This is a genomic window from Nocardia sp. BMG111209 (assembly GCF_000381925.1).
Lineage (GTDB): Bacteria > Actinomycetota > Actinomycetes > Mycobacteriales > Mycobacteriaceae > Nocardia.
Genome location: NZ_KB907307.1, coordinates 2,973,095 through 2,986,521, shown reverse-complemented (window position 1 = coordinate 2,986,521; position 13,427 = coordinate 2,973,095). Strand labels below are relative to the sequence as shown.

The 13,427-nt window shown below is 70.5% G+C and carries 11 protein-coding genes; all 11 read left to right on the top strand.

The window, feature by feature from the left end; all coding sequences use genetic code 11:
- The first annotated feature begins 14 nt into the window (after window positions 1-14).
- The 11 genes from G361_RS0113775 to G361_RS0113725 all read left to right on the top strand — a co-directional run bounded on the left by G361_RS0113775 (window position 15) and on the right by G361_RS0113725 (window position 13,218).
- Entirely contained in the window at window positions 15-1,523 is a 1,509-nt protein-coding gene (locus G361_RS0113775; RefSeq protein ID WP_026343006.1) for an aldehyde dehydrogenase family protein, read from the top strand.
- On the top strand, window positions 1,516-2,748 hold the full coding sequence (locus G361_RS0113770) for a CaiB/BaiF CoA-transferase family protein (protein WP_019927668.1): 1,233 nt from the start codon (window positions 1,516-1,518) through the stop codon (window positions 2,746-2,748). Before G361_RS0113775 ends, G361_RS0113770 begins: the two co-directional genes overlap by 8 nt.
- Before the next feature lie 19 nt (window positions 2,749-2,767).
- The gene (locus tag G361_RS0113765) at window positions 2,768-3,940 is read left to right on the top strand and encodes an OB-fold domain-containing protein (RefSeq protein WP_019927667.1); all 1,173 of its coding nucleotides are present in this window, start codon (window positions 2,768-2,770) and stop codon (window positions 3,938-3,940) included.
- Window positions 3,937-5,097, top strand: coding sequence for a thiolase C-terminal domain-containing protein (locus G361_RS0113760; RefSeq protein ID WP_019927666.1), 1,161 nt, complete (start codon window positions 3,937-3,939; stop codon window positions 5,095-5,097). Before G361_RS0113765 ends, G361_RS0113760 begins: the two co-directional genes overlap by 4 nt.
- A gap of 285 nt (window positions 5,098-5,382) precedes the next feature.
- Entirely contained in the window at window positions 5,383-6,900 is a 1,518-nt protein-coding gene (locus G361_RS0113755; RefSeq protein ID WP_052172662.1) for a carboxylesterase/lipase family protein, read from the top strand.
- Between the two features lie 128 nt (window positions 6,901-7,028).
- Entirely contained in the window at window positions 7,029-7,691 is a 663-nt protein-coding gene (locus tag G361_RS0113750) for a GntR family transcriptional regulator (protein ID WP_019927664.1), read from the top strand.
- Between the two features lie 175 nt (window positions 7,692-7,866).
- The gene (locus G361_RS0113745; protein WP_019927663.1) at window positions 7,867-8,712 is read left to right on the top strand and encodes an NAD(P)-dependent oxidoreductase; all 846 of its coding nucleotides are present in this window, start codon (window positions 7,867-7,869) and stop codon (window positions 8,710-8,712) included.
- Between the two features lie 175 nt (window positions 8,713-8,887).
- A complete protein-coding gene (locus G361_RS0113740; protein ID WP_019927662.1) occupies window positions 8,888-9,595 on the top strand; it encodes a 4-carboxy-4-hydroxy-2-oxoadipate aldolase/oxaloacetate decarboxylase in 708 nt (235 codons plus the stop codon).
- On the top strand, window positions 9,592-10,707 hold the full coding sequence (locus G361_RS0113735) for a 4-oxalomesaconate tautomerase (RefSeq protein ID WP_019927661.1): 1,116 nt from the start codon (window positions 9,592-9,594) through the stop codon (window positions 10,705-10,707). The genes G361_RS0113740 and G361_RS0113735 overlap by 4 nt, the downstream gene beginning before the upstream one ends.
- Before the next feature lie 34 nt (window positions 10,708-10,741).
- Window positions 10,742-11,722 carry a VOC family protein gene (locus G361_RS0113730; protein ID WP_019927660.1) on the top strand — a complete coding sequence of 327 codons (981 nt, stop codon included), beginning with the start codon at window positions 10,742-10,744 and terminating at the stop codon, window positions 11,720-11,722.
- A 161-nt stretch (window positions 11,723-11,883) separates the two neighbouring features.
- A complete protein-coding gene (locus tag G361_RS0113725) occupies window positions 11,884-13,218 on the top strand; it encodes an MFS transporter (RefSeq protein ID WP_196814475.1) in 1,335 nt (444 codons plus the stop codon).
- The last annotated feature ends 209 nt before the right edge of the window (window positions 13,219-13,427 follow it).

Sequence of the window (13,427 nt, the reverse complement as noted above, 5' to 3'; positions counted from 1 at the left end):
TTGGAGGAGACGGGATGCCATCTCAGGACACAGCGGCAGCTACCTCGGCCGATACCGCGATCAGTGCGGCGCCGGAGGATGTGGTGAAGCGGCTGTTGATCGACGGACAACTGGTCACCGCCGAGCGCACGTTCCCCTCGATCAATCCGGCCACCGGTGAGATCTTCGGATATGCGCCGGATGCCTCGGTCGAACAGGCCGAGCAGGCGATCCTGGCCGCGCGACGCGCCTTCGACACCACCGACTGGTCCACGAACGCCGCCTTCCGGCAGCACTGCCTGGAGCAGCTGTATCAGGCGCTGCGCGACGACCTGGAGGAACTCCGGGAGCTCACCATCACCGAGGTCGGCGCCACCGTGGTGCTCACCAAGGGAAATCAGCTGGAGATCCCGATCGAGATCGTCCGTTACTACGCGGATCTGCTGAAGACCTATTCCTTCACCGAGGATCTCGGCGTCGTGGAGGTGCGCGGCACCAAGCACCACCGCTGGCTGGAGAAGGAGGCGGGCGGCGTGGTCGCCGCGATCGCCGCCTACAACTACCCCCACCAGCTGGCGCTGGCCAAGCTGGCCCCGGCGCTGGCCGCCGGCTGCACGGTCGTGCTCAAGGGCGCCCCCGACACCCCGCTGTCCACGCTGGCCCTCGGCGAGATCATCGCGAAGACCGATATCCCGGCCGGTGTCGTGAACGTGCTCGGCGGCACCGAGATCGCCGTCGGCGAGCTGCTGACCACCCATCCGGCCGTCGACGCGGTGACCTTCACCGGCTCCACCCCGGTGGGCCGGAAGATCATGGCGGCGGCCAGCGATACCCTCAAGCGGGTGTTCCTGGAACTGGGTGGCAAGTCGGCGGCGGTCGTGCTCGACGACGCCGATTTCAAGCAGGCCGCGCAGTTCGTCGGCTTCTCCATCGTCACCCACGCCGGTCAGGGCTGCGCGCTCACCAGCCGCATGCTGGTCCCGCGGCAGCATCACGACGAGATCGTCGAGCTGGTCAAGGCCAACTTCGGCATGGTCCGGTACGGCGATCCGCACGACCCGAAGACCTATATGGGCCCGCTGATCAGCGAGCGGCAGCGCGACAAGGTCGACGGCCTGGTCCAGCGCGCGGTCGCCGAGGGCGCGACGCTGGCCTTCGGCGGTGAGAAGGTCGAGCCGGGCTTCTTCTACCAGCCGACCCTGCTGGCGAACGTCCACCCGGACAGCGAGATCGCGCAGGAGGAGGTGTTCGGCCCGGTGCTGGCCGTCATCCCGTTCGACGACGACGATGACGCCGTCGCGATCGCCAACAATTCGCAGTACGGCCTGTCCGGCGGCGTGTTCTCCGGCGATCAGGAGCGGGCGAAGGCGGTGGCGCGGCGCATCCGCACCGGCACCTTCAGCATCAACGGCGGCAACTACTTCGCCGCGGACGTGCCCTTCGGCGGATTCAAGCAGTCCGGGATCGGCCGGGAGAGCGGCGTCGCCGGTATGGAAGAGTTCCTTGAGATCAAGGCCCTGGCGGAGGTGGCCCAGAATGTCTGACAACGAACAGCCCGAGCGCAGCGGTCCGCTCGCCGGGATTCGCGTCCTCGAGGTCGCGATGTACGGCTTCGTGCCGTCGGCCGGCGCGGTGCTCTCCGATTGGGGCGCCGACGTCATCAAGGTCGAGCACGCGGTGACCGGCGACCCGCAGCGCGGGCTGCGGCAGATCGGCAAGTTCAAGGTCGAGGGCGACCCGAACCCGAACGTCGAGCACGCCAACCGCGGTAAGCGCAGCATCGGCGTCGACATGTCGAATCCCGAGGGACGGGCGGTGATCCACGAGCTGGCCAAGACCGCCGACGTGTTCCTCACCAGCTTCCTGCCCGCGCACCGCACCAAGTTCGGGATCGACGTCGACGACATCCGCGCGGTCAACCCGAAGATCGTCTACGCGCGCGGCAGCGCGCTGGGCCCGCGCGGCGCGGAGTCCGGCAAGGGCGGTTTCGACATGACCGCGTACTGGTGCCGCGGCTCGGTCGCGGCCACCATCACGCCGCCGAACGTGGACGGCATGATCAACCCGCCCGGTCCGGCCTTCGGCGACACCATCTCCGGCACCAACCTGGCCGGCGGTATCGCCGCGGCGCTGCTGAAGCGGGAACGCACCGGCGAGCCCTCGGTGGTCGACGTGTCGCTGCTGTCCAGCGGCCTGTGGTCGATGGGTCACACCATCGCGCTGTCGGCCTATGTGAAGGAGCCGTTGCAGGCCCCGCCGGTGGGTTCGCACGGCGCGCCGACCAATCCGCTGTCCGGGCTGTATGCCACCAAGGACGGCCGGTACCTGTCGTTCGTCATGTTGCAGCCCACCAAGTTCTGGGCCGACGTGGCCCGGCACATCGACCGCCCGGAACTCGCCGACGACCCGCGGTTCGCCACCGCGGCCTCGATCGCCGAGCACACCGAGGAGGGCGTGGCGATCCTGCGCGAGGCCATCGGCTCGCGCACCCTCGCCGAGTGGACCGAGAAGCTCGCGACCCTGTCCGGCCCCTGGGCGCCGGTGCAGGACGCACTGCAGGCGGTCGACGACCCGCAGGTGCGGGCCAACGAATTCGTCCGGCAGGCAGGCGATCTCACGCTCGTCGCCAGTCCGGTGCAGTTCGACGTCACCGCGCCGGACCTGCGGCCCGGGCCGGAATTCGCGGCCCAGACCGAGGAGGTCCTGCTCGAACTCGGCCTGGACTGGGACCGGATCATCGCCCTCAAGACCGCGGGCGCGATCACCTAGTCCGCCGGAGAAAGCCGCCATGCCGTACATCGCTTCGATAGGTACCTATCTGCCCTGCTGGGGCGCCCCGCACGCGCGCGTGCCCGGTGACGACGAGGATGCCATCACCCTCGCCGTCGAGGCCGGGCGCGCCGCGCTGGCCGGCGCCACGGCGGAACGGGTCGTCCTGGTCAGCCGGGATCTGCCGCTGCTGGAGAGCAGCAACGCGGCGGTCCTGTTGGCCGGGCTCGGCCTGGACCCGGAACTGGAGGTGACCGAGCGGCTCGGCGGTGCGCCCGCCACGCTCGACGCGCTCAGTTCCGCCCGCCCCCGCACCCTGATCATCGGGGTGGACACCGAACCGGCCGGCGCCGCCGCCGCGCTGGTGGGGGAGCGGGGACTGCAGGTACGCACCGCCGCCCGGATCGCGCGCAGCCTGCCGGTCCGGACCCGCAACGCGGTCGGTATCCACGATTACGGCGATCCGCGACTGCTGCACGAGCGTGGCCTGATCGCCTCGCTCACGGCGGCCTGGGTCGACACCCCCGCGGCGGTCGCGGGGGTGGAACACCGGGAGGCGGCGGCGCTGTGCGTCGGCGAACCGGCCCGGCTGCCCACCCTCGGCGCCAGCTCCGGACTGTTCGCGCTGGCCGCGATGGCGGAATGGGGGCAGACCGGATTGCTGGCCGGTATCGAGCAGGCCAGCCTGTCCGGGGTGACCGTCGCCGACGGCGTCCCGGTCGTGCACCGGCACGAGCCCGCCGCGCGGTCGGTGCCCGAGGGGTATGTCGTACCCGGCGGCGACATCCCGATCTCGCTGGCCGCCTACGAGCGGGCCTTCGAGGCGAAGGTGCGCTGGGAGGCCGGAAAGCATTCCGGCAGTGAAGAATTGGACTTCCCGCCGCGTTACCGGGTGGGCGGCGACGGCACCCTGAGCACCGACTACACGCTGGTGCCGCTGCCGCGCACCGGCAGCGTGTACACCGGTGTCACCGTGCAGGTTCCGGTGCCCGGACTGCGCAGCCCGTATTCGCTGGTGATCGTCGAACTCGACGAGGTCGGCGTGCGCGCGCTGGTGAAGGTGACCGGCGCCGATCCCGGCGTCGTCGGCATCGGCGACCGCGGCCGGATGGTGTTGCGCCGGGTGGCGATTCGCTCCGGCGTGCCCGATTACGGGTATGCGTTCGAACCCGAGCTGGAGGGAGCCCCGTGAGGAAGGTCGCCATCGTCGGCGCCGGAATGACGCCGTTCGCCGAGCATTTCGCGCTGGGCATCAAGGATCTGCTGCCGATGGCGTACTCCGAGTGCGCCGCCAGCGTGGACAAGGGCCTGGCCAAGTCGGATGTGCAGGCGGCCTGGTTCGGGGCCATGGGTACCACCGACGGATTCGCCTCCGGCATCCTCGCGGATGCGCTGGGGCTGCCCGACATTCCCGTCACCCGCATCGAGAACTCCTGTGCCACCGGCAACGACGCGATCCGCAACGCCCTGTTCGGAATCGCCTCGGGCGCTTTCGATGTCGCGCTGGTGGTCGGCGCCGACAAGGTCCGGGAGACCCCGTCGAAGAATCTGGTCTGGGAGTGGGAGGCGATGACCCGCGACCAGGCCTGGGACTACCCGCTGGGCCTGATCGCCCCCGCCGGATTCGCCCTGCACGTGGCCCGTTACCTGCACGAGTCGCCCGCGACCCGCGAGCACATGGCTCAGGTGGCGGTGAAGAACCATCGGCACGGTGTGCGAAATCCCAAGGCGCGCTTGCGTTTCGAGATCACCCTGGAACAGGTGCTGAACGCCCCGACCGTGGTGTCCCCGTTCGGCCTCTACGACTGCGCCCCGCAGAGCGACGGCGCCGCGGCGGTCCTGCTGGCCGCGGCGGAGGTGGCCGACCGCTACACCGATCGCCCGGTCTGGGTGCGCGGGGTGGGCCTGGGCCTGGATTCGGTGATGCACCAGCACAAGCGGGACATGACGACCTTCCCGGCGACCGTGCGCGCCGCGCGGCAGGCGTTCGCGATGGCCGGGCTGACCCCCGGTGATGTCGACGTCGCCGAGGTGCACGACTACTTCACCGGTATCGAGCTGATGAGCTACGAGGATCTCGGATTCGCCGACCGGTTCGAGGGTTACAAGCTGCTGGAGGCCGGTGTGACCTCCGTCGGCGGCGCGCTCCCGGTCAATCCCAGCGGCGGCCTGAAGACCAAGGGCCACCCGCCGGGGGCCACCGGCGTCGCGCAGTGCGTGGAGCTGTTCCAGCAGTTGCGCGGCGAGGCCGCCAACCAGGTGGACGGCGCCCGGATCGGCCTGGCGCACAACCTCGGCGGACCCACCGCGGTCTCGGCGGTCACGCTGCTGTCCGGTCCCGGGACCTAGTCCCGGCCGATCGGACATCGTGATCGGACCGACCGCGCGGCGCGCCACAACGGCCGGGGTCGGGCCGATGAAACGCTCGTGAACAGCTGATTCGCCGGATCGGGAAATCGCCCGGTCGGCCGGGTGCGACCCCGGCGGCCCGGCGAATCGGGCTGGACGGCCGCCGCCGGATCGATCAGAATCGGGCGGTTCGGACGTATGTATGCAGGATGGTGTGAAGTGTCGGGCAACCGGCGGCCGCGCTGGGGGAGCGCGCAGGGATTCGACCGCCGCCGGTTTCTCGGAATGAGTGCCGTGGCGGGTGCCTCGGTGTTGGCGGCCTCGGCCGCACCGCGGCCGGCGACGGGACCGCATGTGCGGACCGGTACCGGGGTGGTCCGGGGCCGGATGGACGGCGAGATCGCGGTGTTCCGCGGGATCCCGTTCGCGTCGGCGCCGGTGGGGGAGCGGCGATTCCGGGCCCCGGCGCCGCATCCGGGCTGGCTCGGGGTGCGCGACGCCGGGGAGTTCGGGCCGCCGCCGCCCCCGGTGTCGGGGAGCGTGCAGAACATCGCCGCGAATTCCGGTGCCGCCGGGGACGAATGGCTCACCGTCAACGTGTGGTCGCCGGATCTGCGGGCCCGCGGCCTCCCGGTGCTGGTGTGGATCTACGGCGGCGCCTGGTCCGGCGGCGCGGCCAGCCTGCCGGCCTACGACGGCCGCCACCTCGCCGCGCGCGGGGCCGTGGTGGTCGGCCTCAACTACCGCGTCGGCGCGGAGGGCTTCCTGCACATGGCCGGCGCCCCGGACAACCGGGGACTGCTCGACCAGGTCGCGGGGCTGGCCTGGGTGCGCGACAACATCGCGGCCTTCGGCGGTGATCCGCGGCGGGTCACGGTGTTCGGGCAGTCGGCCGGGGCCGGCTCGATCGCCTGCCTGCTGGCCATGCCCGCCGCCGCGGGGCTGTTCCACGGCGCGATCTGCCAGAGCGTCCCGCTGTCGTCGCAGCGGCCCGAACTGGCCCGCGATATCGCGGATGTGCTTGCCGCCCGGCTGAATCGGAAGGCCACCACCGCGGATCTGGGTGCGCTGTCACCGGCCGCGCTGGGGGCGGCGGTATGGGCCGCGGCCCGCGACGGCGCCGGGAACCGGGCCCGCTGGGGTCCGGGCGTGGCGGTCACGGTCTTCCATCCCGTGGTCGACGGCGCCGTCCTGCCCGAGGCCCCGCATCACGCGCTGGCCCGCGGGGCGAGCCGGGACATCCCGCTGATCACCGGTCACACCCGCGACGAGTACCGGGTGTACCTGGCCGGCGCGATCCAGCAGGTGGCCGCCGTCCGCACGGACGAGGCGCTGCGGCAGCTCGCGCCGGTGGCCGACGGGATCCGGGCCTACCGCGCGGCCTATCCCGGTATCGGCGAGGGGCAGTTGTACGAGATCGTGCATTCGGATTTCTATTACCGGATGCCGAGCCTGTTCCTGGCGCGGGCACACACCCGCGGTGGTGGTACGTCCTATCTGTACGAATTCCGCGACGAACGCACCGTGGGCGGATCGGGGCACGGCGCCGAGGTGCCGCTGGTATTCGGCACCGGTCGCCCCGATCCCGCCGCCACGGCACTCGGCGAGCAACTGCGCGACGCGTGGATCGCGTTCGCCGCGAACGGTTCTCCCGGCTGGCCCGCGTACGGGCCGGAGGCGGAACAGACCCGGCTGTTCGATATCGTGTCCGGCGTCGGCCGTTATCCCGAGCAGGCGTCCGCGCGAATCTGGGCGGACCACCCGTTCGACCCGGTGACCGCACCGGCACAAACCGTCCGGTGATATCGCACCGGCCCGATACCCGGCTCGCCGCGGTGTGATGCGCGGCACGCCGGCAATGACCCGGTGAATTGTTGCCAAAAAATTTGGCATAATTGCCTACAAAACGTGATCGTGGGGAGCACCAAGACGTGTCGGTGTCGGATATTCGCGAGCTGCAACGCGGGACGCAGGGCAAGGCCATTGCCGCCGAACGGCTTCGGCGGGCCATCCGGGCCGGCGAGGTGGCTCCCGGGCAGCGGCTCGTGGAGGCCGAACTCGTCGAGCAGTTCGGGGTCACCCGCGGCAGCGTCCGCTCCGCGATCGACGAACTGACCGCCGAGGGCCTGATCGAGCGCATCCACAACCGCGGCGCCCGGGTGCGCGCGGTGTCGCGCCGGCAGGCGGTGGAGATCCTGGAGTGCCGCAAGGTCCTGGAGGGCCTGATCGCGGCCAAGGCGGCCGAACGGGCCACCCCCGCCGATCAGGACCGGCTGCGCGACTACTCCGATCGGTTGTCGACCGCGGTGCGCGACGGCGAGCCGCTGAAGTACTCGAGCCTCAATCACGAACTGCACGCCGTGCTGCGCGAGATCGCCGGTCAGGCCGCCGCCGCCGATCTGATCTCCCGGCTCAACGCCCAGATCGTCCGGCACCAGTTCCAGGTGGCGCTGTTGCCGGGCCGCCCGCAGGTCTCCCTCGGCGAACATCTCGCGATCGTCGACGCCGTCATCGCGGGTGACGCGGCCGCCGCCGAGCAGGCGATGCGCGACCATCTGGACAGTGTGATCAAGGCGCTCGCGCAGTTCGACTGATCCGCCCGCGACGCTCGGACCTGCTCGAATGTGCAGATCCCAACTCGGGCGACGAAATTGTTGACAATCCTGCGGACACGCGCCTAACGTCGGTGGCGAAGGTGACGCGCGCACCGCGCGCGTTCTCCGGCCGCTCCTTCGGATGCCGGATACAGCGACGAGTCGAGGTGATCCTGTGCCGGGGAACGCGGTGGACGCGGCGGCGGACGGTGCTCCGCTGCGGGTGGCGGTGCTCGGGCTCGGGGAGGCCGGATCCGCCTTCGCCCGTGATCTGGTGGCGGCCGGGGCCGATGTGCGCGGATACGACCCGAAGGCCGCCGCACCCGCCGGCGTCCGGCCGCGCGACAGCGATGCCGACGCGGTCCGCGATGCCGACCTCGTCTTCGATCTGACCACCGGCGACGAGGCCGAGGCCGCCACCCGCGCGGCCCTGCCCGGTCTGCGGCCCGGCACGCTGTGGGCGGAGGCCAACACGGTCTCCCCGGCGCTGAAGGTGCGGCTGGCCGAACTCGTCGCCGGGACCGGCGCCGCACTGGTCGACGTCGCGATCATGGCGCCGGTACCCGGGAAGGGCCTGCGCGTGCCGATGTACGTCTCCGGGCCCGACGCCGACCGGTTCCGTACGATGCTCGCGCCCTACGACATCGCCGTCGAGCACATGCCCGGCCCGGTCGGGGTGGCGAGTTCGCGCAAACTCCTGCGCAGTGTCGTCTACAAGGGCCTGGCCGCCGCGATCGTCGAGGCGATGGCCGGCGCCCGCGCCGCCGGCTGCGAGGACTGGTTCCACGAGCATCTGACCACCGAATTCATCCGATTCGAACCCGATATGGTCGATCGGTTCATCGCGGGCAGCTACACCCACGCGGTGCGCCGCGCCGAGGAAATGGCCGCTGCCGCAGCACAATTGACCGATCTGGGGATCGAACCGCGGATAGCGGCCGCCACCCGGGACGCGCTGCGCGCGCTGGCCGCCGAACCGCGTGGCGATGCCGCACGGCCGACGGTCGCGGGTTCCGGGTAGCCCGCTCGGATCGCCGAAACGTGGTCCGGCAGGTCCCCGCCGGATCGCACTCGGGTGGTGTCCGGCGGTGCGGATGAGGGCACGCCGGGCCCCACCCGGGACATCGAATTACCGGCAATTTCGTCGACGCCGGGGACAGCCGAGAGCTGCCGCCGGCCGAACACAGGAGGACATCATGAAGTCGGTCGTCGTGACCGATCCGCCGCGGGCCGCGCTCACGGACGCCACCACGCTCGGTACCTACGGCACGGCCACCGTGCACGAGGCCGCCGGCCGGATCGGCTACCTCGGCCCCCGGCTGCGGCCCGCGTGGCCCGGCGCGCGCATCGGCGGCACCGCGGTGACCGTGCTGTGCTGGCCCGGCGACAATCTGATGATCCACGTCGCGGTCGAGCAGTGCCGCGAGGGCGACATCCTGGTCGTGGCCACCAACTCGCCGTCGTCCGACGGCCTGTTCGGTGAGCTGTTCGCCACCGCGCTGCACCGGCGCGGAGTGCGCGGCGTGGTGCTGTCCTGCGGTGTGCGCGATGTCGCCGAACTGCGCGAGATGGGCTTCCCCGCCTGGTCGACGGCGGTCAGCGCGCAGGGTTCGGTGAAGGCCACCGCCGGCGCGATCAACGTGCCGATCGTGGTGGAGGGCCAGGTGATCCACCCCGGTGACGTGATCGTCGCCGACGACGACGGCGTGGCCGTGGTGGCCCGCGCGAACGTCCCCGCGGTGCTCGAGGCGTCGCAGGCGCGGTTGGAGAAGGAGGAACGCAACCGCCTGGCGTTCCGCCGCGGCGAACTCGGCCTCGACATCTACGGGCTGCGCGCGCGGCTGGACGATTTCGGCATCACCTACGTCTCCTACGCGGATCACGTTGCCGGAGAGCCGAAGTGAGCGACTGGGTGCGGCGGTCCGCGGCGGACGGGATCGCCTGCCTGTGGATGCGCGGCGGCACCTCGAAGGGCGGCTACTTCCGCGCCGAGGACCTGCCGGCGGATCCGGCCGCCCGCGACGACCTGCTGCTGCGGATCATGGGTACCCCCGATCCGCGGCAGATCGACGGCCTCGGCGGCGCGACCTCGCTGACCAGTAAGGTCGCCGTGGTCTCGCCCGCGCGACGGCCCGGCGTCGACGTCGACTACCTGTTCCTGCAACTCGGCGTGGACCGGCCGACGGTGTCGGACAAGCAGAACTGCGGCAACATCCTCGCCGGGGTGGGACAGTTCGCGGTCGAATCCGGACTGGTCGAGGTCGCGCCGGGCGCCGAAAGCTGTTCGGTGCGCATCCATCTCGTCAACTCCGACAGTATCGCCACCGCGACCTTCCCGATCCGCGACGGCCGGCCGGTCTACGACGGCGACACCGCGATCGACGGCGTCCCGGGTACGGCCGCGGCGGTACTGCTGGCCTTCGAGGACATCGCGGGCTCGGCCACCTCGGGCCTGTTCCCGACCGGCCGGATCCGCGACGAGATCGACGGTGTCGAGATCACCTGCGTGGACAACGGCATGCCGGTCGTGGTCGCCGAGGCCGCGGCGTTCGGGCTCACCGGTGGCGAGACGCATGCCGAACTGGCCGCCGACGCCGCGCTGCTCGAACGCGTGGACGGGTTGCGGCGCAAGGCCGCCGCGCTGATGGGCCTCGGCGATGTGGCGGAGTCCTCGGTGCCGAAGACGATCCTGGTTTCCCCCGGCCGCGACGGCGGTCAGGTCGGCACCCGCTCGTTCATCCCGGTGCAGCCGCACACCGCGGTCGGGGTGTTCGCGGCGATCAGCGCGGTCACCGCGCTGATGACCCCCGGCGCGGTGGGGCACGAACTCACCGCGGACTGGCCGGCGGAGCTGTCCCGGGTGGATGTGGAGCATCCGTCGGGTCATCTGCTGGTCGACATCGATCTGGACACCACCGTCACCCCGCCGGTCGTGCACCGCGCCGGCGTGGTGCGCACCGCCCGGAAGTTGTTCGCCGGAACGGTATTTCCCCGCGCCGCCACCGAGTGTGCCTGAACCACAACACTTCTCCCGAGAAAGACTTGTCACTATGGCCCCCGGTCACGAGATCGCCCATCTGGCGCACGTCACGCTGCTCACCCCGAAACTGGAAGAGAGCGTTCGCTTCTGCACCGATTTCCTCGGACTGGAGGTGGTCGGGCGCGACGGCGACGACGTATATCTGCACGCCTGGGACGACTACCTGCACCACAGCCTTACCCTGCGCGGGCACCGGCACGCGGGCATCGCCCGGACCACGCTGCGCGCCTCCGGCCCGGAACAACTGGAACGCCGGGTGGCGGCGCTGGAGGCGGCCGGCCGTGGAATCGGCTGGGTGGACGGCGAACCCGGCTTCGGCCGCACCTATCTGTTCACCGATCCGGACAGCCACGAATTCGGCCTCTGCTACGACGCCGACTGGTACGAGCCCGGCGACGAGAGTAGGCCGTCGCTGAAGAATCAGGCCGCGAAGTATCCCGGCGGCGGCGTCCCGGCCCGGCGGCTGGACCACGTGAACTTCCTCGGCCGGGTGCCGGTGGACAATCGCGATTTCCTCGAGGACGCGCTCGGCGCGATGACCACCGAGCAGATCGTGCTGGACGACGGCACCGTCGCGGCGGCGTGGACCACGTTCGGGAACAAGAGCTACGACCTGGTGTACACCAAGGACAATCTGGGCCTGTCCGGGCGGCTGCACCACATCGCCTTCGCCGCGGACAGTCGCGCGGACATCCTGCGCGCCTGCGACGTCGCCCTGGATCAGGGCGTGTTCATCGAGACCGGCCCGCACAAGCACGCGATCCAGCAGACCTTCTTCCTGTACGTGTACGAGCCCGGCGGCAACCGCATCGAACTCTGCAACGCCGGTGCGCGCCTGATCCTGGCGCCGGACTGGCGGCGGGTCGACTGGACCGAACGCGAGCGGGCCAAGGGCCAGGCGTGGGGCCTGAAGACCATCGAGTCCTTCCACACCCACGGCACTCCCACCGCGGCGGAGCTGGAACGCGAAGCCGAACTCGATCGGGCATAATTCGCTGTTGGATAGCTGGAGGCGCCGCCGGTATCCCGGCGGCGCCTCGGTTGTTTTCATTGCACAGTATTGTCAACAATATTGAGTACTGTCTTGCGTACAATCTCGGGCGCAATATAGCCTGGCGCACAGTTGTACGTTTCCCCAGGAAAGAGACAAGGTTGTCTTCGTTGGATCTGCGTGGCGGCGCGTCACCCGCCGTCGGCCGGCTCGCCACCCGAGTGATCGTGGTGTGCTGGTTCCTGGTGCTGCTGGACGGCCTGGATCTGTTCGTCTACGGCGCGGTGCTGCCGGGTGTCTTCGACGACAAGGCATTTCATCTGTCCAAGGCCGCCGGTGGTGACATCGGCAGCTTCACCAATCTCGGCATGCTGCTCGGCGCGCTGACCGCCGGTCTGCTCAACGACCGCATCGGCCGCCGCCTGCCGCTGATGGCCGGCGTCACGATCTTCGCGCTCGCCTCGGCCGGCGCCGCCGCCGCGCACACCGTGACCGTATTCGGCGTCGCCCGGTTCATCTCCGGCTACGGCCTGGGCGCCCTGCTGCCCACCTGCCTCGCGCTGGTCCAGGAGTTCGCGCCGAAGGCCCGGAAGAACCTCGCGGTGACCTTCGTGATGACGGCCCACCAGGCCGGCGGCGCATTGGCCGGTGGGCTGGCCCTGTCGGTGGTCCACCACCTGGGCTGGCGTTCGGTGTACTGGTTCGGCGCGCTGCCGCTGCTGGCCGTACCGCTGATCTGGGCACTCCTTCCCGAGTCGATGACCTACCTGCTCGGCAGCGGCCGCACCGCCCAGGCGAAAGCCCAGGCCGCGAAATACGGTGTCCCCCTGGAGTTCTACGCACCGGAAGCGGGCGGCGAGAAGCGCCGAGGCGACGTCCGGCAACTGTTCACCCGCAACGTCCGGAGCACCACACTGCTGTTCTGGGTGGCCTCGTTCTTCGGCCTGCTGCTGGTCTACGGCATGAACACCTGGCTGCCGACGATGATGCGCGGCCACGGCTACAACCTGGGTTCGGCGATCAGCTTCCTGCTCGTGATCAACCTCGGCGGCATCGTCGGCATGCTGGTCGCGGGCCCGCTGGCCGACCGCTTCGGCCCGCGCCGGATCGCCCTGATCTGGTTCACCTGCACCGCGATCGGCGTGGCGCTGCTCGCCGCGCACACCGGCCAGTTCCTCACCTACGTGATCGTGTTCGTGACCGGCGGCTTCCTGTTCAGCGCGCAGACCCTGATCTACGCGAGCACCAGCACCTACTACCTGCCGAGTGTGCGGGCCACGGCCCTGGGCTGGGTATCCGCGGTCGGCCGCTGGGGTTCCATCTTCGGCCCCTGGTTCGGCGGCGTCCTGTTGTCGCACGGCTTCGACACGGCCGGTTTCTGGGTGTTCGCGATCGCCGCGGCCATCGCAGTGGTGACGATCGCCTTCGTCCGCCGCAACCCCGAAGCCGACGCCTACCGAGCCACGGAGAAACTAGAGGAGCCCGTCCCAGCCTGACACCCCGGCCTGCTCTGATGCCGAACCCCCGTTGTTCGCGGCCCGTCTCGGTCCTGGACTGACGGAGGGAGGGAGCGCAGCGACTGACCGGAGGAGGGAAGGACCGAGACCGAGGGGGCCGCGAACCCGCCGGAGCGAAGCGAAGGCCGAAGCTACAGCTATGGTGCTGTCGGGCCGGTCTCGGTCGGCAGGCTCTCCGCTCTCGACAC